This is a genomic window from Streptomyces smaragdinus (genome assembly GCF_009604385.1).
GTDB lineage: Bacteria > Actinomycetota > Actinomycetes > Streptomycetales > Streptomycetaceae > Streptomyces > Streptomyces smaragdinus.
In genome coordinates this window covers 160,458-183,112 of sequence record NZ_WEGJ01000008.1, presented here as the reverse complement: position 1 = coordinate 183,112, position 22,655 = coordinate 160,458, and the positions used below count along the sequence as shown (strand labels likewise).

Sequence of the window (22,655 nt, the reverse complement as noted above, 5' to 3'; positions counted from 1 at the left end):
CGGGTTCAGGCGGGTTGCAGGGCCGCCTCCCGTTCGAGGGTGCGGCGGAACGGGCCGTCCTGAGCGGACAGCTCGCCGAAGGTGCCGCGCTGGACGATCCGGCCGGCGTCCAGGACGACGATCTCGTCCACCTGGTCCAGGCCGGTCAGCCGGTGGGTGATCAGTACGGTCGTACGGCCCGCGGTGGCCGCGAGGAGGTCGGCGGTGAGGGCGTCGGCGGTGGGCAGGTCGAGGTGTTCGGCGGGCTCGTCCAGGATCAGCACCTCGAAGTCCGCGAGCAGCGCACGGGCCAGGGCGACGCGCCGGCGCTGGCCGCCGCTGAGCCGCACGGCGCCCTCGCCGACCACGGTGTCCAGCCCCTCGGGCAGCGCCGCCGCCCAGTCCGCCAGCCGGGCATCCGCCAGCGCCTGCCACAGGGCGGCGTCGTCGGCGCCGGGGCGGGCGAGGCGGAGGTTCTCGCGGAGGGTGCTGTCGAACAGGTGGGCGTCCTGGGCGCACAGGCCGACGATCCGGCGGACCTCGTCGGCGTCGTACGGGCCGAGGCTGTACGTGCCGTCCTCGGCGTCCAGGAACCGCAGGAGTACGTGCGCCAGCGTCGTCTTCCCCGCGCCGGACGGGCCGACGACGGCCAGCCGGTGGCCCCTCGGGAGGGTCAGGTCGACGCCGCGCAGGGCGGGGGCCGCGGCGCCGGGATAGCGGGCGCCGACGCCGCGGAGGGTGAGCGGGAAGGGGTCGGCGGGCGGGCTGCCGGCGCCCTGGCTCGCGGGGGTGGGCGCGTCGGTGACCTCGGCGATCCGGTCGGCGGAGCGGCGGGCGCGGGCCCGGTACGTCAGGGCCTGCGGCATCACGGTCACCGCCTCGAACGCGGCCAGCGGCACGAGGGCCACCGCCGCCAGCCACACCCCGTCGAGCCGTCCGGCGTGGACGGCGGCCACTCCGGCGGCGGTGGTCGCGACGATGGTGAGGCCGCAGGCCAGCGCGGTGAGGGCGGCGCCCGCGCCCTGGGCGGCGGCGTCGCGGGCGGCGGCGTCGCGGAGGCGTTTGTCGGTGCGGGTCAGGGCGGCGGTACGGCGGGGGAGGGCGCCGGTGACGGTCAGTTCGGCGGTGCCGCGCAGGAGGTCGACGGTCTGGACGGTGAGGCGGGCGCGGTCGGGGGCGAGCCTTTCGGTGGTGCGGGCCGCCATGCGGGTGGTGAGGAGGGGGGCGACGGCTCCGGCGGTGAGGAGGCCCGCGGCGAGGGCCGCGCCGGCGGTGGGGTCGAGCCAGGCCGTGAAGGCGGTCGCCGCGGCGGCTACGGCTGCGGCTTCGGCGGCGGGGAGGAGCCAGCGGAGGTAGTGGTCCTGCTGGGCGTCCACGTCGGTGACCAGGCGGGTGAGGAGGTCACCGCGGTGTCGTTCCTTCAGGCCGGCGGGGGTGATGCGGTCCAGTTGGCGGTAGACGGTTGCCCTCAGCTCCGCGAGGAGGCGGAGGACTGCGTCGTGGGAGATCAGGCGTTCTACGTAGCGGAGGGTGGCCCGGCTGATGCCGAAGGCCCTTGTCGCCGTTACGGCGATCATGAGGTAGAGGATCGGGGGGTGTTCCGATGCGCGGGAGATCAGCCAGCCTGAGGTCGCCATCAGGCCTACGGCGCTCAGGAGCGCAAGCGCTCCGAGGGTTCCGGCCAGGGTGAGGCGGGCGGTCACCGGGGTGGGGGTTGCCCTCCGGGGGGTTCTGTTCCCACCCGCCCGCCCGGTGCCGTGCCCGACACCCTCCGCGGGGGGTTCCGCCGCGCCGGCGGCTCGCCTCGCGCTGCGCGCTGTGGGGGGTTGCGTATCGCCTGCGGCCGGCGTCGCGCCGGCGCCTGCGGCGCGCTTCACGCTCCGCGCGAAGTCCTCAAACGCCGGACGGGCTGGAATGTCACCGTCAGCCACGGTCACCCCGCCGGCCACGGTGACCCCGCGGACCGTAACGGGCGGCCGCGGGTGGGCAATATCCCGCGCCGAAGGCGCGGGGGCCGGCGCCGCAGGCGCAAAGGCCGGCCCCGCAGACGCGACGAAAGGCGCCCCCGCGTCACACCGTACGACCCGGTCCGCCACCGCCAGGAGAGCCGCCCGGTGAGCCACGAGAAGCACCGTCCGCCCCACCGCCAGCCGCCGCACCGCAGCGACCACCGACGCCTCGGTGTCACCGTCCAGCGAGGCAGTCGGCTCATCCAGAAGCAGCACCGGCCGATCCGCGAGAAACGCCCGCGCCAGAGCCACCCGCTGCCGCTGCCCCGCCGACAACCCGGCCCCGTCCTCCCCCACGCTCCGCCCCGGATCCAGATCGGCACCGCCCGCCGAAGCCAACGCCGACCGCACAGCCGAAGGCGAGGCATCAGGCGCAGCCAGCCGCACGTTGTCCGCCACCGACCCGGCGAACAGATACGGCCGCTGCGGCACCCAAGCCACCTGCCGATGCCACCCCGCCAGATCCCCCGCCCCAACGGAAACCACCCCCGAAGCCGGAGCGACAAACCCCAGCACGGCCCCCAGCACCGTCGACTTCCCGCCCCCCGACGGCCCGGCCAGCGCCACGACCTCCCCGCGCCCCACGGAGAACGACGGCAGCGCGAAGGCCTCCCGCCCCGGGTACCGCACCGACACCCCGCTCAGCCGCACCACGGCGTCGTCCGCGGAGGAAAACGGAACCGCGGCGGCCGGAGCGGACAGCACCTCGAACACCCGCTCAGCCGCCGCCACCCCCTCCGCGGCAGCGTGATAGTGCGCCCCCACCTGCCGCAACGGCAGATAGGCCTCCGGCGCCAGAATCAGCACCACCAGCCCGGTGTAGAGCGACAGCTCCCCGTCCACCAGCCGCATCCCGATGCTGACGGCGACCAGCGCCACGGAGATCGTCGACAGCAACTCCAGCGCGAAGGACGACAGGAACGCCACCCGCAACGTCCGCAGCGTCGCCCGCCGGTACTCCCCGGTGATCTCCCGGATCTTCTCCGCCTGGGCCTTCGACCGCCCGAACACCTTCAGCGTCGGCAACCCCGCGACCACATCCAGGAAGTGCCCCGACAACCGCGACAGCAACGCGAACTGCCGCCCCGTAGCAGCCTCCGTCGCCCACCCGATGAGCACCATGAACAGCGGTACGAGCGGCAGCGTCCCGGCGACGATCGCCGCCGACACCCAGTCGTCGAAGACCATCCGCCCCAGCACCGCCGCCGGCACCACGACCGCCAGCCCCAGCTGCGGCAGATACTTCGCGAAGTAGTCGTCGAGCGCATCCACCCCCCGGGTGACCAGCGTCGCGAGCTCCCCCGTCCGCTGCCCCGCCAGCCACCCGGGCCCCAGCTCCGCCGCCCGCGACACGACCCGCAGCCGCAGCTCCGACTTCACGGCCGCCGCCGACCGGTGCGCCGCCAGCTCCGTCAGCCACGCCACCACGGCCCGCCCCACGGCGACCAGCGCGAGCAGCAGCAGCTCACCGCGCAAGGACCCCAGGGACGCCCCGTCCTCGAAGCCCGCGACCACGACCGACGCGATGAGCACCGCCTGCGCGACGACCAGCAGCGCCCCGGCCAGCCCGAGGACCACGGAGGCCAGCAGAAAGACCCGGGTGGCCCGCGCGTACCGCACCAGCCGTGGATCGACGGGCTTCATCTCAGTGCGCCCCCGCCCCGGAAGCCGAAGCAGCCAGGTGCTGCGTCCCGATCCGCTTGCGGAACACCCAGTACGTCCACCCCTGGTACAGCAGCACCACCGGCGTGGCCAGCAGCGCGCACCACGTCATGATCTTCAGCGTGTACGGCGTCGACGCGGCGTTCTCGGCCGTCAGACTCCACGCCGGATCCAGCGTCGACGGCATCACGTCGGGGAACAGCGACAGGAACAGCATCGCCACCGCCCCCACCACCGTCACCCCGGACAGGCCGAACGCCCACCCCTCCCGCCGGAGCCGGTTGGCGACCAGCGCCCCGACCAGCGCGAGCGCCGCCACCACCAGCGCGCCCAGCGACCACCCGTCACCGCTATCGGCCTGCGTCCAGATAAGAAAAGCCAGCGCCACCACGGCCGTCCCGATCCCCACGAAGGCCGCCGTCCGCGACGCCCGCTCCCGCACCGGGCCCAGCGTCTTCAGCGCGACGAACACCGCGCCGTGGAAGGTGAACAGGAACAACGTGACCAGCCCGCCGAGCAGCGCGTACGGATTGAGCAGGTCCCAGAACCCGCCCACGTACTCCCCGTCCGCCCCGATCTTCACGCCCCGCACGATGTTCGCGAAGGCCACGCCCCACAGGAACGCCGGCAGCACGGACGCGTAGAAGATCACGTTCTCCCAGCCGGTCTGCCACCGCCCGCCGTGCCGCTGATGGCGGTACTCAAAGGCCACCCCGCGCACGATGAGGCAGATCAGGATGATGAGCAGCGGCAGATAGAAGCCGGAGAAGAGGGTGGCGTACCACTCGGGGAACGCGGCGAACGTCGCCCCGCCGGCGCTGAGCAGCCAGACCTCGTTGCCGTCCCAGACGGGACCGATGGTGTTGATCAGTACGCGCCGCTCCTCGCGGTCCCGGGCCAGCAGCTTCGTCAGGACGCCGACGCCGAAGTCGAAGCCCTCGAGGAAGAAGTAGCCGGTCCAGAGCACGGCGATGAGCACGAACCACAGGTTGTGGAGTTCCATGGGATGAGTCCCCCGTCCTCAGTACGAGAAGGCCATCGGCCGGTCGGCGTCGCCGCCGATACGGGTGGGCGGGTTGAGGTCGTCGTCGGTGAGTTCGGGCGGGCCGGCCTTGACGTACTTGAGGATCAGCTTGACCTCGATCACCGCGAGCGCGGCGTACAGCAGGGAGTACACGATCATCGAGGTGAGCACCTCGCCCTGCGAGACCCCGGGGGAGACCCCGGAGGCGGTCGGCAGCACCCCGTACACCAGCCAGGGCTGGCGGCCCATCTCGGTGAAGATCCAGCCCCAGGAGATGGCGATCAGCGGGAAGAGGAGGGTGAGCAGCGCGAGCCGCCAGTACCAGTTGCCCGTGCGCGGGCCCAGCTCCCGGTCCTTCAGCAGCGCCAGTCTGGGCACCTCGTCCTCACCGGTGCGCAGCCGCTCACTCAGCCAGAGCTTCTTGCGGGTCAGCCACAGCCCCAGGATCCCGAGCCCGAACGACGCCATGCCGAAGCCGATCATCCAGCGGAAGCCCCAGTACGCGACGGGGATGTTCGGCCGGTAGTCGCCGAGGCCGAAGTGCTCGTCGAACTTCTGCTTGAGGGTCTCGTTGGTGTCGTTGATGCCGGGGACGGCGTCGGAGAAGTTGTCGTGGGCGAGGAAGGACAGCACGCCGGGGATCTGGAACTCGACGACGTTGTGGCCCTTGTCCACGTCGCCGACGGCGAAGATCGAGAACGGCGCGGGAGCCTCGGTCTCCCACAGGGCCTCGGCGGCGGCCATCTTCATCGGCTGCTGCTCGTACATGATCTTGCCGAGCCGGTCGCCGGTGAAGGCGACCAGGGCGCCGGCGATCACCACGGTGATCAGTCCGAGCCGCAGCGAGGTGCGCATCACCGTGATGTGCCGCCTCCGCATCAGGTGGTACGCGGCGATGCCGACCATGAACGCGCCGCCGGTGAGGAAGGCGGCGGTGATGGTGTGGAAGAACTGGGCGATCGCGGTGTTCTGGGTGAGCACGTGCAGGAAGTCGGTGAGTTCGGCGCGACCGCGTTCCTCGTTGATGCGGTAGCCGACGGGGTGCTGCATCCAGGAGTTCGCCGCCAGGATGAAGTACGCGGAGAGCATCGTGCCCAGCGCGACCATCCAGATGCAGGCGAGGTGGATCTTCTGCGGCAGCTTGTCCCAGCCGAAGATCCACAGGCCGATGAAGGTGGACTCGAAGAAGAACGCGATCAGCGCCTCAAAGGCGAGCGGGGCGCCGAAGATGTCACCGACGAAGCGCGAGTAGTCCGACCAGTTCATGCCGAACTGGAACTCCTGCAGGATGCCGGTGACGACACCCATCGCGATGTTGATCAGGAAGAGCCGGCCCCAGAACTTCACGGCTCTGAGGTACTTCTCCTTCCCCGTACGCACCCATGCCGTCTGCAGCCCCGCCACGAGGGAGGCGAGCGAGATCGTCAGGGGGACGAAGAGGAAGTGGTAGACGGTGGTGATACCGAACTGCCAGCGCGCCAGTGTCTCCGGCGCGAGCGCGATGTCCATGGGCTGCCCCTCTGTGTCCGCTGGCCCACTGCCCTGCTGGGCATGCTCCCCGGTCGTGTCCCTGACTACAGGGACCGACAGGCCCCCGCGGACGTGACATCCGGGGCAATAACGCATGCTTGTGAATGCGTTCACATTCACAAAAGACAGTCTCGCACACCCGGTTCGAACGCGTTCAACCCCCTCCCCCTTACGCCGCCTCATCCCATATCCGGGCACGAAAAGGGCGCCCGGGGACCAGGCCCCGGGCGCCCTGCCGTCTCAGCTCAGAGCTCCTTGCGGAACTCCTGCGCCACCGTCAGGAACCGGTCGTTCGCCTCGGCCTCGCCGACGGTGACCCGCGCCCCCTCACCGGCGAAGGGCCGGACGACCACGCCCGCCGCCTCGCACGCCGCCGCGAAGTCCGCCGTCCGCTCCCCCAGCCGCAGCCACACGAAGTTCGCCTGCGTCGGCGGCACCGTCCAGCCCTGGGCGACGAGCCCCTCGTACACCCGCGCCCGCTCGCCGACCAGCGCCTCGACCCGCTCCATCAGCGCGTCCTCCGCCCGCAGCGAGGCCACCGCGGCGTCCTGCGCGATCTGGCTCACCCCGAACGGCACCGCCGTCTTGCGCAGCGCCGCCGCCACCGGCTCGTGCGCGATCGCGAAGCCGACCCGCAGCCCGGCCAGCCCGTACGCCTTGGAGAACGTCCGCAGCACGCACACGTTCGGCCGGTCCCGGTAGATCTCGACGCCGTCCGGCACCTCGGGGTCACGGATGAACTCCCGGTACGCCTCGTCCAGCACCACCAGCACATCGCCCGGCACCCGGTCCAGGAAACGCTCGAGCTCCGCCCGGCGCACAACGGTGCCGGTGGGGTTGTTGGGGTTGCAGACGAAGATCAGCCGGGTCCGTTCGGTGATCGCGCCGGCCATCGCGTCCAGATCGTGCACCTCGCCGGCCGTCAGCGGGACCTGGACGGCGGTGGCGCCGGAGATCCGCGTGATGATCGGGTACGCCTCGAAGGACCGCCAGGCGTAGATCACCTCGTCGCCGGGCCCCGCGGTGGACTGCAGCAGCGACTGGGCGACGCCGACGGACCCCGTACCGGTGGCGATGTGGCTCGCCGGCACGCCGAACCGCTCGGCCAGCTCGTTCGTCAGCCCCGTGCACGCCATGTCCGGGTAGCGGTTGAAGGCGGCGGCGGCGCCGGTCACGGACTCCAGCACACCCGGCAGCGGGGGATAGGGATTCTCGTTCGAGGACAGCTTGTACGCCACCGGACCGCCGGTCGCGGCGGGTTTCCCGGGCTTGTAGGTGGGAATCCCGTCCAGCACGCCCCGCAGCCGGGGCCCCTTCTCTACACTCACCGCGGTCCTCCTCGACCATGCCGTCACCGGTAGGTCACACCTTACGGTGACCCCGCAAGCCCTTCCGGGGGCGTACGGCCCGCCCCGTACGCCGATGGCTCACGCCCTGGCGCGCATCCCCCGTGAAGGTGAGGGCTGACACACAGTAAGGTTTCAGCAACACCCGGTGTATCCGGTCCAAGTGCGTTGAGCTCTCCGTGATGTCCCGCTTCGGGGCATGGTTTCCATGGTCATCCCACAATGACCGCCTCGCAGAAACGTGCCTGTCAAGGGCAATTCACGTTCTCCCGCATTCGGGCCACGCGGGCCCTACTATCGGCTCGCGATTGCAGACCGACTATCTGTCTGCGCACCGCGCGTCAAAGTTCGGCGACCACCGACCGCGGAAGTAAGGGGAGCACGTGACCGGCTCGATTCAACCTCGGGTGAGCCGGCCTTCCAGCCGCCGGCTGGAGAGGGCGGGCATCCGGGACGTCGCGCAAGCGGCCGGCGTCTCGATCACCACCGTCTCCGACGCACTCAACGGCAAAGGACGGCTCCCGGACACCACCCGACGCCATGTCCGCGAGGTCGCGGACCGCCTCGGCTATCGCCCCTCCGCCGCCGCCCGCGCCCTGCGCACCGGACGCTCCGGTCTCATCGGCTTAACGGTCACGACCTACGGCGAAGAACCGTTTACCTTCACCGAATTCGCGTATTTCGCCGAGATGGCGCGCGCCGCCACCTCCGCCGCCCTCGCCCGCGGTTACGCGCTGGTCATCCTCCCCGCCGCCTCCCGCCACGACGTCTGGTCGAACGTGGCTCTCGACGGCACCGTGGTCATCGACCCCTCCGACAGCGACCAGCACGTCGCCGATCTGGTCCGGCAGGGAATCCCCGTCGTCAGCGACGGCCGCCCCGGCGGCTCGCTGCCCGTGACGGCCTGGGTGGACCACGACCACGAGTCCGCCGTCCTGGGCCTGCTCGACCATCTCTCCGAGGCCGGCGCCCGCCGGATCGGCCTGCTCACCGGCACCTCCACCGACACGTACACCTCCGTCTCCACCCAGGCATACCTCCACTGGTGCGAGCGCGTGGGCCAGGACCCGGTGTACGAGCGCTACCCGGCGCACGACCCGTGCGCCGGCGCGGTCGCCGCGGACCGGCTGCTGGCCCGCCCCGACCGCCCCGACGCCGTCTACGGCCTCTTCGACCCCAACGGCACGGACCTGCTGGCCGCCGCCCGCCGCTACGGGCTGCGCGTCCCGGACGACCTGATGCTCATCTGCTGCTCGGAGTCCGAGGGCTACGCCTCCACCGACCCGCCGATCACCACCCTGTCGCTGAAGCCCCGCCGGATCGGCACGGCCGTCATCCAGCTACTCATCGACGCCATCGAGGGCGCGGACACCGACCGCCCCGTGCAGCGGGTGATGCCCACGGAGCTGATCGTCCGCTCCTCCTCCCGCCGTCGCCCGGCCCGCGCCGTGGTGACCGAACCGCGCCGCCCCACGCCGTAACGGCCACGCCCGGCGCACGCCCCTCTTTCGTATGACATCCGCGTGACATCCCCCCGTCCGCGCGGGAACCGTCGCCGCAGGACAAGCGTCCCCAAACACACCGACGCGGGGGCAATACGCCCCTGCCCGGGGGTGTGAAGACGGGTGAAGCGCCGATGTCGGGCCCGGGTATGCCCCAAGGCACCGGTCGCATTCCTATGATGGGCGCACAACACCGTAAGGCCGCCCCGTCGTCGCGGCCCCGGCGTGGACATCTGGTGTGGAGGGGTCGATGACCGAACGGGCCGACCGCGTTGCCGTGGCGCGCGCCGTGGACGGCGGTGCCGGGGGCAGCGCGCCCATGGGTGCCGTCCCGCCGCTGCCCACCCATGCCCCCGCCCCGCCGGCGCGCGACGACGGCTACACGCCGACCCAGCACGACCTCCCGGTGATCCGCCCCGTCCCGCAGTCCGGCTACGGGCCGCTGTACGTCGTCGGCGACGTGCACGGCTACCTCGACGAGCTGCTCGAGGCGCTGCGCGCGCACGGTCTGATCGACGGCGAGGGGCACTGGGCGGCGGGCAACGCCCGGCTGTGGTTCCTCGGCGACTTCACCGACCGGGGCCCGGACGGCATCGGCGTGATCGAGCTCGTGATGAACCTGTCGGCCGAGGCCGCCGCCGCCGGCGGCTTCTGCAAGGCGCTGATGGGCAACCACGAGCTGCTGCTCCTGGGCGCCAAGCGCTTCGCCGACACCCCCGTGAACTCCGGCGCCGGCACCGCCTCCTTCCAGGCCGCCTGGCTGCTCAACGGCGGCCAGCGCCAGGACATGGAGCGCCTCGGCGACGTCCATCTGCAGTGGATGGCCCGGCTGGACGCGGTGGCGCTGGAGGAGGGGCATCTGCTGCTGCACTCCGACACCACCGCGTACCTGGACTACGGCGACTCCATCGAGGGCGTCAACGACACGATTCACGAGATCCTCTCCCGCGCCGACGCGGACGAGGTGTGGGACCTCTTCCGCAAGTTCACCAAGCGCTTCGCGTTCCGTGACGAGGACTCCGGGCCGGCGGCCGTCCGCGAGCTGCTGCAGCAGTACGGGGGCGGCCGGGTCGTCCACGGGCACAGCCCGATCCCGTATCTGCTGGGCGAGGTCGCCGACGAGAACGAGCGCACCGAGCGCGCCGCCGCCGTGCGCGGACCGCACGTCTACGCCGACGGACTGGCCGTCGCGATGGACGGCGGGGTCACCATGGAGGGCAAGCTCTTGATCGCCCGGCTTCCGCTGGCGGGCTGATTCCGGTCATTCGACGTTAACCACCCTTAACACTCGGGTAAGTTACGCGAAGTCACTGTCACGGCGTGCCGTCCGCGTCCTACCATCGACACACCGGCCACCGAATCCGCTCCCGCACCCGTGACCTGACTCGGTGCCGCCACGGAGCCTCGGGGGATGCGCTCATGACCTCAGCTCGGCATCTGTTGTCGGAGGACCGCCCGGAGTTCGAGCGGATCCTCGACCAAGCGCTGCACGCGGCCGGCCGCGACACCGGCCCCGCCCCGACCGCGCAGCAGCTGCGCACCATGGCCCTGGGCGCCGTCACGGCCATCGCCTCCTGCGCGGCCGTGGAGTACGACGCGTACGTGTCCGCCCGCGAGGCCCTGCGCCGCCCGGCGGCGTCCGCCGAGAACGGCCCGGGCGTCGGGGCGCTCGGCGGGCTCGCCGCCCCCGCCGCGGAGGGCGGCAGCGCCGGGGTCGCGGCCGTGGTGGCCGTCCTGGCGCCGCTGCTGTCGGCGAGCGCGGCGGTGATATTCCTCCTCCTCGGATACGTGCTCGGCTCGCTGCGCCCGCAGCCCGCGGTGGCGCAGCCGATCCGTACCGCGGGCTGGTTCTTCGCGCTGCTCACCGTGGCGACGTTCGTCATCGCCATGGCCGGCCTGGTGCTCACGGCCCTGCGCAACGGCTCGACGTCCATCCCCGCGGGCGGCCGCGGCGAGGCGCAACGGGAGGTGGCGCGCGCCCGCGACGAATGGCGCGCGGCGCTGCTGGAGCGCGGCATCGAACCGTTCCTGCGCGAGGCCCTGGCCCGCGGCGGCGACCCCGGCCCCGACAGCCCGTACACCCTGAGACCCGACGCCCACGCCGGCGGGCGCACGCCGCGGCTGGGCTACTCGCGCCCCGGCTTCTCCAGCCCCGACGAGGGCTCGTCCGCCACCGGCGGCCCCCGCTTCTCCAGCCCCGACTTCACCAGCCCGGACTACGGCGGCCCGGAACACGAGCCGGACTGACGCCCCGGGAGCCCCCGGGTCCACACTGGAGGCATGACGACCCGGGCGATTCTGGTGTACGACGGCGACTGCGGTTTCTGCACCACGTGCGTGCGCTTCGCCGAGCGGCGGATCCGGCCGGACTGCGAGGTGACGCCGTGGCAGTTCGCGGACCTCGACGCGCTGGGGGTCACGCGGGAGCGCGCGCGGTACGAGGTGCTGTGGATCGCCCCGGACGGCCGGGTGTACGGCGGCGCCGACGCGGTGTCCCGGCTGCTGCGCGGCGCCGGCCCCCTGTGGCGGGTCCCGGGGCTGCTGCTCGCGATGCCGCCGGTGAGCCTGCTGGCGCGCGCGGCGTACCGGCTGATCGCCGCGAACCGGCACCGGATGCCGGGCGGCACCCCCGCCTGCGCGGTGCGGCCTCAGTAGCTGGCCAGCTTCTCCCCGGCGGCGCCGTCCGCCGGCGCGGGCACGGGCAGCGGCGGTCCGGAGCCGGACGGGGGCGGGGCCGGTCGCTCGCCGCGGGCGGCGAACAGGACGCGCGTGTAGTACGCCGCGCGGCGCCAGAAGCTGTCGGGCAGGAACACCAGATCGCCGATCAGCATGATCACGGAGAACTGGAAGACGCCCATCGTCACGATGATCCCCAGATGCGTCCCGCACATCACCACCAGCCAGCAGTACTTCACCGTCCGGTTGAAGACGGCCAGCGGGAAGAACAGCTGCGAGAACACCGTCACGTACGCCATCACCGCCAGCGGCACCAGATGCCCCGGACCCGCGAGCCACTCGCTCAGCGCCGGGAAGGGCTGCAGCCAGGAGATGTGCAGGATGTAGTAGAGGGCCGTGCCGTCCTGCCACTTCGGCCCCATCACCTTCACCAGCGCGGCGGCGCAGTAGATCATCATCATCTGCGCGGCCATCACGCCGAGCGCCGCGTTGTGGACGAACGTGACGGCCCGCCGGCGCAGTTCCTCGGCCTGTTCGCCTGTTCCGGGCAGGAGGCGGTAGTCCGCGGGGCCGTGTGTCTCCGCCCGTCTTCGTGCCCGGCGCGCGTCCAGGGACCAGCGGCGGCCGGACGCGGTGAACGCGGCGTAGAAGGTGATCAGCATGATGGCCATGTCACCGCCGTCGGTGAGCTGCCAGGAGCGGGTGAAGAACGCCATCACGCACAGCGTGTGCAGGGCGCCCGTCACCCGGGTGTGCCAGCCCACCATATAGAGCAGGGCGATGACGACCGCCGCCCCGTACAGCGCGTAGAAGAGCCGTACGTCGGTGGTGATCAGCGGGCTGTACAGGAACTCCACCCAGTCGGGCCAGCCGTACAGCTGCAGCCACTCGTCCGCGAGCTGCGGCGTCCACGGCGAGTGCGGGCCCCAGAGCAGGTCCGCGTACGGCAGCTCGCGGATCAGGTACAGGGCGAAGAGTCCGCCGACGCCGATCCGGATGGCGGCGGCGCTGTAGAGGGCCAGGGGGCGCAGCGTCAGCAGCCGGAAGAAGTCGGTCAGCCGTCCGGCCAGGGACTCCAGTTCGCCCCGGCCCGCGCCGGCCAGCGCGCGTACGGTCATGTCCGCACCTTCCACCAGGGCAGCACGACGGTTCGTACGGGCTGCACGGCGTTCATGTCGTCGAAGGGGGGCACCTTCTGCATCCGGACGCGGACCTGGAGCCGGTCGAAGTCGTGGTAGCCCAGCTGTTCCATGCGGCCGGTCATCACATTGCGGGTGTAGCGGAACTTGATCCGCTCGTGTGCGTTGCGCGGGCCCTTGCGCAGGTCCAGGCCCGACAGTCCGTCCCAGGCGCGGCGGACGACGTTGGCGTGCTGGCGGCTGGTCATCACGTCGCCGCGGATCCGCGCGTCGTCCATGGCCGTCAGGTTCTCCCAGCGGCTCGCCCCGTCGGCGCCGTACACCCGCACCTCGACGGCGCGGTTGGTGGCGACGGGCTCCGGCGCGAACATCTTCCAGCCCTGCTCGAACCAGGGGTAGATCCACCAGTCGACCTGGCGGTACGCGTGGTTCTTGACGGTGCTCGGGGGCGCGATGGCCAGGAACACCATGGCGCAGTGGTAGAGCGCCAGCGAAACGACGGCCACGGCGCCGGCCGTGAGGGCACGGCGGTACCTCGGCCGCAGGCTCGTCCCACCGGGCGCCAGCCGCTCCGCGGGATCCGCGGGAACGGGGGCGGTGGGGCGGTCCGTTACGGGGGGCGGCACGGTCATGGGGGCACCTGGGGTGTGCGGGTGTTCGTGTGTCCGGTTCTCGATGTGGCCCGGTGCGGACGCCGCTCGGCGGGTCCGGGTGCGGGGCCCAGGTCTTCGTACGTCCTGGTGGGAGGCGGGCTGCGGGGTGGGGGCCAGAGGCGCTCGGCCTCCCAGCGGGTGACAGGCACGGGGAGGCGTACGGGCGCCGGGGCCGGCGGGCGTGGGCCGGCGGCGGGAGCCCGGTCGGCGTACCACGTCGCCGGGCGGGGGCGCGGCGCGCGGGCTTGGGCTGCGGGGGCGGGCCGCGGGGGGTGCTGCGGTCGCGGCTGCGGCTGCGGGGCCGGGGCGGACGGGGCCTGGGGCTCCGGCCGGCCGGGGCGCCGGGCCACGCGGGCGGCCAGGCGGGTCAGCAGCAGCGACAGTACGGACCACAGGGCGGTCAGCACGCGGCTTGCTCGGGTGGGTTGGTTGCTCACGCAGACATTAAGACACGACGAAATACGGTAGAACGCGTACGACTTGCCACTAACCCGACATTACAGTCGGGTGGCGCCTAAGTGCTACGAATCCTATTTCCGGACGGTCGGGTCTACGTTCTGCCGGTTACCGGAGGATGCCGGCCTGCCGCGCGGCCCCGAGCCACAGCGGGAACTCGCCCAGCAGCCGGTCGTACAGCTCGGCGTCCGGCACCCGGTCGATGTCGTCGACGGCAAAGAAGCCCACGTTGTCCACCCGGCGCCCGGGGAGGGTGTCGAAGCGCTCCAGCACGCCGTAGTTCGACCGGCCCAGGCCCACGAACTGCCAGAACAGTGGCTCCTCGACGGCCTCGCGCAGCTCGCGTTCGATCGCGTCGTTGCGGTAGACACCGCCGTCGGAGAAGAAGAGGACGAGGGTCGGGGCGGCGGCCGGGTTGTCTCGTACGTACGAGCGGACGTCCGCGATGACCTTCTGCTCTTCGTTCTGAATGCCGACCTGACGCATGTCGACCTGCCCCGGCAGCAGCCCCCGCTGCGGCTTGCGGCGCCGGAAGACGGCGAGCTGCCCGCAGCGGACGTGCAGCCGCAGCCACTCCGGCAGCTCACCGATCCTGAGGTCGGGCAGCCGCGCGGGGTTCGACGCGAACGTCCAGGCCTGCATCTCCCCGTCGTCGTCCAGCTGCGCGGCGACGGCGGCCATCCGCTCGACGACGCCGGCGACGACTCCGCGGGAGTACAGCGCGGACATGGACCCCGAGGCGTCGAGCACGAGGATCACCCGCGCGACGACGCCCTCGGCCCCGTGCTTGCGCAGGCTGACGGCGACCTGCTCCTTGCGGAGGGAGAGGCGCTTGCGCATGTCGACGGGGAGGCTTTCCTCGCCGGGGGCGACGGCGGGCGCGGGCTGGGGGCTCGGCGCGTACAGGGTCGGCGGGCCGGAGTGGTGCGGGAGCGGCGGCGCGGGGACGGGGGCGTCGTCGACCGTGATGCCGAAGTCGGTGGCCAGCCCGGCGAGGCCGGACGCGTACCCCTGCCCGACGGCGCGGAACTTCCACCCGCCGTCCCGCCGGTAGAGCTCCCCGCCGATGAACGCGGTTTCCGTATCGGCCGCCATGTCGAACCGTACGAGCTCGGCCCCGGACCCCACGTCCACCAGCCGCAGCACCAGCCCGCTCAGCACCCCGAACGGCGCCCCGTCGGCGGAGGCACACAACACGATCCGCTCGACTCCGGGCTCCACCCGCCGCAGCTCAACCTCCACGGCATCGGTGGCGACACCCCCGCCGACCTGCTTGCCCACATGCCGCACGGCCCCGGACGAATGCCCGGGCTGGTTGTAGAAAACAAAGTCCCCGTCGTCCCGGACCCGCCCGCCCCCGGTCAGCAACAGCGCGGACGCGTCCACAGCAGGCGCCCCCGGCGCGTCCACCCAACTCAACGCGGCCCGCACGGCCCCCGCTTGAACACCGACGTTCCCACCCTTGCGCAACACGCTCCCGCCCATACCCCGAGTCTCCCAGCCCCCCGCCCACCGGGCCACATCCCACAGCGCCCCGCTGTCAGTGCCCTCCGCTTTCATGGACCCATGACAGTCCACGACGTCGCCCGCTCCCTCCCCGGCATCCCGGCCCTGAAGGACCTGTGCCGGTCCATAGCCATGCTCGAGACAGTGCTGAACCCGGCCAGCGAGTTCCGGATCCACGCCTTCGACCGGGAGTGGTCCGAGACGGAGGAGACCGCCCTGATGGACGACGGCTCCGGCAACGACTACGCCATCGTCTTCTCCCCCGCCGGCGCCTACATCCGGGGCTTCGACCACGAGTCCCCGATGAGCCCGTACGTGGAGGACGGCCCCTGGCCCGGGGTGGTGGACTCGGTCCCGGTCGCGTTCCGCGAGTACGTCACCGAACCGGCCTTCGCCGACGAGGAGATGCCCCGGATCACCGCGTGCCTGTGGCGCGGTGCGACGGACGCGCACTGGCACACGGGAGAGATCGACTTCCCCGACGACAACGACGACCCGGACGGCTCCGATTGGTTGTTCCACCTCCTCACAGAGGGCACCCCCGAAGCGTTCCGGACCTGGGCGGAGGACTACTACGAGACGTCCGTTGACCTCGACGCGATACGCCACGTCTACGCCTTCCGCCCGCTGGACGGCGAGTTGATCGCGCGACTGAACCCGAAGACGTCCCTGGCCGAGGTCTCGGCGGAGGCGGCGCGGATCGGATACCCGGTGGACGACAAGCCCTGAAGAGGCACGCTCCCGGATCGACTCGTGTCCGTACGCCGTGGCAGCCGGTCCGGCTGGCTCAGGCAGGACATCCTGCCGGGCAAGACGGTGACGGAGTGCAGCGTCCACCTGGTGACGGACGAGAGCGACAAACCGTTCGCGGTCGGCTTCGCCGAATCGGGCCGCCTGGGCCCGGTGGCCTGGCGGGCCGGCCTCCGCTGAGGCAGGCGGAGGCCGGGCCCGCGCCGGGCGCCCCCGTCGGCGGGGAGAGCGCCCGGCGCGGTGGGTCAGTCCGTGAGTGGCAGGTAGACGCGGTTGCCCGTCGCGGCGAACTCCCGGGACTTCTCCGCCATTCCCGCCTCGATCTCCTCCGCCCTCAGGTCGCCGCCGTGTTCGCGGCGGATGTCCTGGCTGATCTTCATCGAGCAGAACTTCGGCCCGCACATCGAGCAGAAGTGCGCCGTCTTCGCCGGCTCCGCCGGCAGCGTCGCGTCGTGGTACGCGCGGGCCGTGTCCGGGTCCAGGGCCAGGTTGAACTGGTCCTCCCAGCGGAACTCGAAGCGGGCGTCCGAGAGGGCGTCGTCCCAGGTCTGGGCCGAGGGGTGGCCCTTGGCCAGGTCGGCGGCGTGGGCTGCGATCTTGTACGTGATCACGCCCGTCTTGACGTCGTCCCGGTCCGGCAGGCCCAGGTGTTCCTTCGGGGTGACGTAGCAGAGCATCGCCGTGCCCCACCAGGCGATCATCGCGGCGCCGATGCCCGAGGTGATGTGGTCGTACGCGGGGGCGATGTCCGTGGTCAGCGGGCCCAGGGTGTAGAAGGGGGCCTCGTCGCAGATTTCCTGCTGGAGGTCGACGTTCTCCTTGATCTTGTGCATCGGGACATGGCCCGGGCCCTCGATCATCGTCTGGACGTCGTGCGACTTCGCGATCCGGTTCAGCTCCCCCAGCGTGCGCAGCTCCGCGAACTGCGCCTCGTCGTTGGCGTCCGCGATGGAGCCGGGGCGCAGGCCGTCGCCGAGGGAGAACGTCACGTCGTAGGCGGCGAGGATCTCGCACAGCTCCGCGAAGTTCTCGTACAGGAACGACTCCCGGTGATGCGCCAGGCACCACGCCGCCATGATCGAGCCGCCGCGCGAGACGATGCCGGTCTTGCGGCGGGCGGTGAGGGGGACGTAGCGGAGCAGGACGCCGGCGTGGACGGTCATGTAGTCGACGCCCTGCTCGCACTGCTCGATGACGGTGTCCTTGTAGATGTCCCAGGTCAGCTCCTCGGCCCGGCCGTCGACCTTCTCCAGGGCCTGGTAGAGGGGGACGGTGCCGATGGGGACGGGGGAGTTGCGCAGCACCCATTCGCGGGTGGTGTGGATGTTGCGGCCGGTGGAGAGGTCCATGACGGTGTCGGCGCCCCAGCGGGTCGCCCACGTCATCTTCTCGACCTCCTCCTCGATGGAGGAGGTGACGGCCGAGTTGCCGATGTTCGCGTTCACCTTCACCAGGAAGTTCTTGCCGATGATCATCGGCTCGATCTCCGGGTGGTTGACGTTCGCCGGCAGCACCGCCCGCCCCGCGGCGATCTCGTCCCGGACGAACTCCGGCGCGACGCCCTCGCGCAGCGCCACGTACTCCATCTCCGCGGTGATCTCCCCCCGCCGGGCGTACGTGAGCTGCGTGACCGGCCGCCCGTCCCGCCCCCGCCGCGGCACCCGCGGCCGGCCCGGGAAGACGGCATCCAGGTTCCGCAGCCCGCCGCGTGGCGAGGTGTGCTTGAGCCCGTCGTCCTCGGGGCGCACCGGACGCCCCGCGTACTCCTCGGTGTCGCCGCGCGCGGTGATCCAGTGCTCGCGCAGCGGGGCGAGGCCCCGGCGGACGTCGGTGGCGGCCTCCGGGTCGGTGTACGGGCCGGAGGTGTCGTACAGCGTGACGGACTGCCCGGTGGTGAGGTGCACCCGGCGGACGGGCACCCGGATGTCCGGCCGTGATCCCGTGAGATAGCCCTTGTGCCAGCCGGGACGCGCCGCGTCCGGGCCGTTTTCGGGCGTGCGTGCATCCTGCAAGGTCATGAGACCCACTCCCTACGCCGGCATTACCCGGTAACAGGTTCGGCGGTCGGCGCAGCCCTCCCGGTCGTGGTCCGACCGGCGTCAGCGCCCTCTCAGCCCGGTGCTCCGAGCTCCCGCGGTGTGCGAAATCGTGCCCTCACGGTAGCGGCCCGTACGCACGCCCGGGAAGACCGGGGGCGGGCGATGACGGACCGTAATCGAGGAGAGACAGCTCCCCGCGACCAGTAGGATTTCGCACCATGGCGGCCACTGGATCTGAGCAGCAGGGGGCGACGGCGTTCTACGTCTCGACCCCCATCTATTACGTGAACGACGCTCCCCACCTGGGCCACGCCTATACGACCGTCGCAGGCGACGTCCTCACCCGCTGGCACCGCCAGCGCGGTGAGAAGGTGTGGTACCTCACCGGCACGGACGAGCACGGTCAGAAGATCATGCGTACCGCGCAGGCGCACGGGGTCACCCCGCAGGAGTGGTGCGACAAGCTCGTCACCGAGGCGTGGAAGCCTCTGTGGGAGCACCTGGAGATCGCGAACGACGACTTCATCCGCACGACGGAGAAGCGGCACACCGACCGTGTGCAGGAGTTCGTGCAGGACCTGTACGACAAGGGCGAGATCTACCGCGGCGGCTACGAGGGCCCGTACTGCGTGGGCTGCGAGGAGTACAAGACGCCCGGCGAGCTCCTCGACGGGGAGGGCGGCGAGAAGCTCTGCCCGATCCACAAGAAGCCCGTGGAGATGCTGAAGGAGGAGAACTACTTCTTCAAGCTCTCCGAGTACGGCCCGAAGCTGCTGGAGTTCTACGAGGCGAACCCCGGCTTCATCCAGCCCGAGTCCGCCCGCAACGAGGTCCTGAACTTCGTGAAGCAGGGCCTCCAGGACCTGTCGATCTCCCGCTCCACCTTCGACTGGGGCGTGCGCGTCCCGTGGGACGACAAGCACGTCATCTACGTGTGGATCGACGCCCTCCTGAACTACGCCACCGCCGTCGGCTACGGCGCCGACCAGGCGAAGTTCGAGGGGACGTTCCCGGCGAACGTGCACCTCGTCGGCAAGGACATCCTGCGCTTCCACGCGGTGATCTGGCCCGCGATGCTGATGGCGAACGGGCTGCCCCTGCCGGGGAAGGTGTTCGCGAACGGCTGGCTGATGGTCGGCGGCGAGAAGATGTCGAAGTCGAACCTGACGGGCATCAAGCCGCAGGACCTCACCGACCACTTCGGCGTGGACGCCTACCGCTGGTACTTCCTGCGGGCGATCCAGTTCGGCCAGGACGGCTCGTTCTCCTGGGAGGACTTCACCGCGCGCTACACCAGCGAGCTGGCCAACGACTTCGGCAATCTGGCGTCCCGGGTGGGTGCCATGACGGTGAAGTACTTCGGCGGCGAACTGCCCGCGGCGACGGACTCCGGCGAGGCCGAGCAGGTCATCGTGGACGGGCTGGCGGAGGCCGTGGCGGTCGCCGACCGGAAGATCGGCGAGGAGCTGGACTTCGCGGGCGGCATCGAGGCCGTGTTCGCGCTGGTGCGGAAGGTCAATCTGTATCTGACCGAGCAGGAGCCGTGGAAGGTCGCCAAGGACACCTCCGAGGCCGGTCAGGCCCGGCTGGCGACCATCCTGTACACAGCGGCGGAGGCCCTGCGGGCCACGGCCGTGCTGCTGAACCCGGTGATGCCGTCGACGGCGGAGAAGCTGTGGGCGTCGCTGGGCGCGGAGGCGTCGCTGGGTGAGCTGGCCGGGCAGCGGATCCCGGAGGCCGCCGAGTGGGGCCAGCTGCCGGCGGGCGCGCGGGTGACGAAGGGCGCGATCCTGTTCCCGCGGCTGGAGGAGCCCGCGAAGGGCTGAGCTCGTACGACAAAGCCCCCCGCCGTACGAAGACGGCGGGGGGCTTCGTCGTACCGCGACTACTTCGGCTGCGGCTTGCGGATGGTCAGGTGCAGCTCCCGCAGCCGGGTCTCGTCGACCTCGCTCGGAGCGCCCATGAGGAGGTCCTGCGCGTTGCCGTTGAGCGGGAAGGCGATGGTCTCGCGGATGGACGGCTCGTCGGCCAGCAGCATCACGATGCGGTCGATGCCGGGGGCGATCCCGCCGTGCGGCGGGGCGCCGAACTTGAACGCCCGCAGCATGCCGCCGAACTCGCGCTCGACCTCCTCGTTGGAGTAGCCGGCGATCTCGAACGCCCGGTACATGACCTGGGGCTCGTGGTTACGGATGGCGCCCGACGACAGCTCGGTGCCGTTGCAGACGATGTCGTACTGCCAGGCGAGGATGTCCAGGGGGTCCTTGGTGTTCAGGGCCTCGAGGCCGCCCTGCGGCATGGAGAACGGGTTGTGCGAGAACTCGATCTCGCCGGTGTCCTCGTTCTTCTCGAACATCGGGAAGTCGACGATCCAGCAGAAGCGGAAGACGTTCTCCTCGAACTGCCCGGCCCGCTTGGCGGCCTCGACCCGCACCGCGCCCATGATCCTGGAGACCTCGTCGACGTCGCCCGCGCCGAAGAAGACGGCGTGCCCGGCGGCCAGGCCCAGCCGGTCGGTCAGGACCTTGACGTTCTCCTCGGTGAGGAACTTGGCGATCGGCCCGGTCAGCTTGCCGTCGTCGCCGACGCGCACCCAGGCCAGGCCCTTGGCGCCCTGCTCGACGGCGTAGTCGCCGAGGCCGTCGAAGAACTTCCGCGGCTGGTCCTGCACGGACGGCACCGCCAGGGCCCGTACGTGCTTGCCGGCGAAGGCCTTGAACTCCGAGCCCGCGAAGACGTCCGTGATGTCGACGAGCTCCAGCGACGCCCGCAGGTCGGGCTTGTCGGAGCCGTACTTCAGCATCGCCTCGCGGAAGGGGATGCGGGGGAACGGGGAGGTGACGTGGCGGCCCTCGCCGAACTCCTCGAAGAGGTCCGTCATGACCTTCTCGATGACCTGGAAGACGTCCTCCTGCTCGACGAAGGACATCTCCATGTCGAGCTGGTAGAACTCGCCCGGCGAGCGGTCGGCGCGGGCGTCCTCGTCGCGGAAGCAGGGCGCGATCTGGAAGTAGCGGTCGAAGCCGGCGATCATCAGCAGCTGCTTGAACTGCTGCGGGGCCTGCGGCAGCGCGTAGAACTTGCCGGCGTGCAGCCGGGAGGGGACCAGGAAGTCGCGGGCGCCCTCGGGGGAGGTGGCCGAGAGGATGGGGGTGGCCAGCTCGTTGAAGCCGAGGCCGGTCATCTTCTCGCGGATGGAGCGGATCACGGCGGTGCGCAGCATGATGTTGCGGTGCATGCGCTCGCGGCGCAGGTCGAGGAAGCGGTACTCGAGGCGCTTCTCCTCGTTGACGCCGTCCTCGGCGTTGATCGTGAACGGGATCTGGCCGGCGGCGCCCAGCACCTCGACGTCCGTGATCTCGATCTCGACCTCGCCGGTCGGCAGGTCGGGGTTGACGTTCTCCGCGCCGCGGGAGGCGACCTTGCCGTCGACGCGGACGACGGTCTCCTTGGTCAGCCGGGAGAGGGCCTCGTTCGCGGGGGTGCCGGGGCGGGCGACCAGCTGGGTGATGCCGTAGTGGTCGCGGAGGTCGATGAAGAGGATGCCGCCCAGGTCGCGCCGGTTGTGCAGCCAGCCGGAGAGCCTGACGTCGGTGCCGACGTCGCCGGAGCGGAGTTCACCGCAGGTGTGGGAGCGGTAAGGGTGCATCGTTCATCCTGATCATCGAGACGGGAAGGGGATGAGGTGGTGGGCTTACCACCAGCCGTCAAGGTTACCCGCCGGGCGGCGGCGCCGATTGTCGTACGGCGCCGCCGCGCGTACGGCTACTGGGACGGCTGCTTCTCCTGCCGCCTCGGTACGGTCGCCGGGGTGCCCGTCATCGCGCCGCGTATGCCCGCCAGGGCCCAGCGGCCGGGGCCGAGGAGGGCGATGAGCAGGAACGACCAGCAGAACATGACGGCCGCCTCACCGCCGTTCTCCAGCGGGAGCAGGCCGTCGGGCTGGTGCTTCGTGAAGTACGCGTACGCCATGGAGCCCGAGCACAGCACCGCCGCGGACCGGGTGCCCAGGCCCAGCAGCACCAGGGTGCCGCCGGCGAGCTGGATCACGGACGCCCACCAGTCGGGGAACTCCCCGGTGGGCGGGACGCCGCCGTAGCGCGGGCCGCCGAAGACGTCGAACAGGGTGGCGGCGCCGTGGCAGGCGAACAGCAGCCCGACGACGATGCGGAACAGGGCGAGGGCATGGGCGCCGGCGCGTTCGGGCAGGGCCGCGAGCAGCCCGGACGTCGAGTCGTTTCTCATGGTGTGTGCTCCCGTCGGTGGTCCGTCTCAGGTGGGGGGTACTCACGTACAGCGAGCGATGACGGATCCGCCACGGGCAGGAGCCGTCGCGGGAGCAGTACGGCACGGGGCCGATGACACGACGCTAGCGGGACCGGGT

17 protein-coding genes are annotated in these 22,655 nt (G+C 71.3%); 7 read left to right on the top strand and 10 right to left on the bottom strand.

What is annotated here, in order from left to right; genetic code table 11:
* Positions 1–5: 5 nt before the first annotated feature.
* The 4 genes from cydD to hisC form a co-directional block, all read right to left on the bottom strand.
* Complete coding sequence (gene cydD / locus SRB5_RS14680) at positions 6–3,632, bottom strand: thiol reductant ABC exporter subunit CydD (protein WP_153452384.1); 3,627 nt, start codon at positions 3,630–3,632, stop codon at positions 6–8.
* 1 nt (position 3,633) lies between these two features.
* Positions 3,634–4,653 carry a cytochrome d ubiquinol oxidase subunit II gene (gene cydB / locus SRB5_RS14675; RefSeq protein ID WP_153452383.1) on the bottom strand — a complete coding sequence of 340 codons (1,020 nt, stop codon included), beginning with the start codon at positions 4,651–4,653 and terminating at the stop codon, positions 3,634–3,636.
* An 18-nt stretch (positions 4,654–4,671) separates the two neighbouring features.
* Positions 4,672–6,183 (bottom strand): cytochrome ubiquinol oxidase subunit I, encoded by a 1,512-nt coding sequence (locus SRB5_RS14670; protein ID WP_153452382.1) that lies wholly within the window; start codon positions 6,181–6,183, stop codon positions 4,672–4,674.
* 266 nt (positions 6,184–6,449) lie between these two features.
* On the bottom strand, positions 6,450–7,532 hold the full coding sequence (gene hisC, locus SRB5_RS14665; protein ID WP_323377915.1) for a histidinol-phosphate transaminase: 1,083 nt from the start codon (positions 7,530–7,532) through the stop codon (positions 6,450–6,452).
* A gap of 425 nt (positions 7,533–7,957) precedes the next feature.
* Here hisC and SRB5_RS14660 point away from each other — a divergent pair, with 425 nt between their 5' ends.
* From SRB5_RS14660 to SRB5_RS14645, 4 genes are all read left to right on the top strand, one after another.
* Entirely contained in the window at positions 7,958–9,031 is a 1,074-nt protein-coding gene (locus SRB5_RS14660) for a LacI family DNA-binding transcriptional regulator (protein ID WP_323377913.1), read from the top strand.
* A gap of 271 nt (positions 9,032–9,302) precedes the next feature.
* Positions 9,303–10,307, top strand: coding sequence for a metallophosphoesterase (locus tag SRB5_RS14655; protein ID WP_194292931.1), 1,005 nt, complete (start codon positions 9,303–9,305; stop codon positions 10,305–10,307).
* A 164-nt stretch (positions 10,308–10,471) separates the two neighbouring features.
* Complete coding sequence (locus SRB5_RS14650) at positions 10,472–11,299, top strand: hypothetical protein (RefSeq protein ID WP_153452381.1); 828 nt, start codon at positions 10,472–10,474, stop codon at positions 11,297–11,299.
* Positions 11,300–11,332: 33 nt separating this feature from the next.
* Complete coding sequence (locus tag SRB5_RS14645) at positions 11,333–11,707, top strand: thiol-disulfide oxidoreductase DCC family protein (RefSeq protein WP_153452380.1); 375 nt, start codon at positions 11,333–11,335, stop codon at positions 11,705–11,707.
* Here SRB5_RS14645 and SRB5_RS14640 read toward each other — a convergent pair.
* The 3 genes from SRB5_RS14640 to SRB5_RS14630 form a co-directional block, all read right to left on the bottom strand.
* Entirely contained in the window at positions 11,701–12,846 is a 1,146-nt protein-coding gene (locus tag SRB5_RS14640; RefSeq protein WP_153452379.1) for an HTTM domain-containing protein, read from the bottom strand. The two genes, SRB5_RS14645 and SRB5_RS14640, sit on opposite strands and share 7 nt — an antisense overlap.
* Positions 12,843–13,499, bottom strand: coding sequence for a DUF5819 family protein (locus tag SRB5_RS14635; RefSeq protein ID WP_153452378.1), 657 nt, complete (start codon positions 13,497–13,499; stop codon positions 12,843–12,845). The genes SRB5_RS14640 and SRB5_RS14635 overlap by 4 nt, the downstream gene beginning before the upstream one ends.
* Positions 13,500–14,084: 585 nt before the next feature.
* Positions 14,085–15,461, bottom strand: a complete 1,377-nt coding sequence (locus SRB5_RS14630; RefSeq protein WP_153452377.1) for a VWA domain-containing protein — start codon at positions 15,459–15,461, stop codon at positions 14,085–14,087.
* Positions 15,462–15,542: 81 nt separating this feature from the next.
* Between SRB5_RS14630 and SRB5_RS14625 the strand changes: the two genes are divergently transcribed.
* Together SRB5_RS14625 and SRB5_RS14620 are read left to right on the top strand one after the other, a co-directional pair.
* The gene (locus tag SRB5_RS14625; RefSeq protein WP_153452376.1) at positions 15,543–16,211 is read left to right on the top strand and encodes a hypothetical protein; all 669 of its coding nucleotides are present in this window, start codon (positions 15,543–15,545) and stop codon (positions 16,209–16,211) included.
* A 24-nt stretch (positions 16,212–16,235) separates the two neighbouring features.
* Positions 16,236–16,412, top strand: coding sequence for a hypothetical protein (locus SRB5_RS14620; RefSeq protein WP_153452375.1), 177 nt, complete (start codon positions 16,236–16,238; stop codon positions 16,410–16,412).
* Positions 16,413–16,477: 65 nt separating this feature from the next.
* Here SRB5_RS14620 and thiC read toward each other — a convergent pair whose 3' ends face one another.
* Positions 16,478–18,250: a phosphomethylpyrimidine synthase ThiC gene (thiC, locus tag SRB5_RS14615; protein ID WP_153452374.1), complete on the bottom strand. Its 1,773-nt coding sequence runs from the start codon at positions 18,248–18,250 to the stop codon at positions 16,478–16,480.
* A 239-nt stretch (positions 18,251–18,489) separates the two neighbouring features.
* Between thiC and metG the strand changes: the two genes are divergently transcribed.
* Positions 18,490–20,097 (top strand): methionine--tRNA ligase, encoded by a 1,608-nt coding sequence (gene metG, locus SRB5_RS14610; protein WP_153452373.1) that lies wholly within the window; start codon positions 18,490–18,492, stop codon positions 20,095–20,097.
* Positions 20,098–20,156: 59 nt separating this feature from the next.
* Here the strand turns inward: metG and aspS are convergent, their stop codons facing one another.
* A complete protein-coding gene (gene aspS / locus SRB5_RS14605; protein ID WP_153452372.1) occupies positions 20,157–21,920 on the bottom strand; it encodes an aspartate--tRNA ligase in 1,764 nt (587 codons plus the stop codon).
* A gap of 116 nt (positions 21,921–22,036) precedes the next feature.
* Positions 22,037–22,516: a DoxX family protein gene (locus SRB5_RS14600; RefSeq protein ID WP_153452371.1), complete on the bottom strand. Its 480-nt coding sequence runs from the start codon at positions 22,514–22,516 to the stop codon at positions 22,037–22,039.
* Between the last annotated feature and the right edge of the window lie 139 nt (positions 22,517–22,655).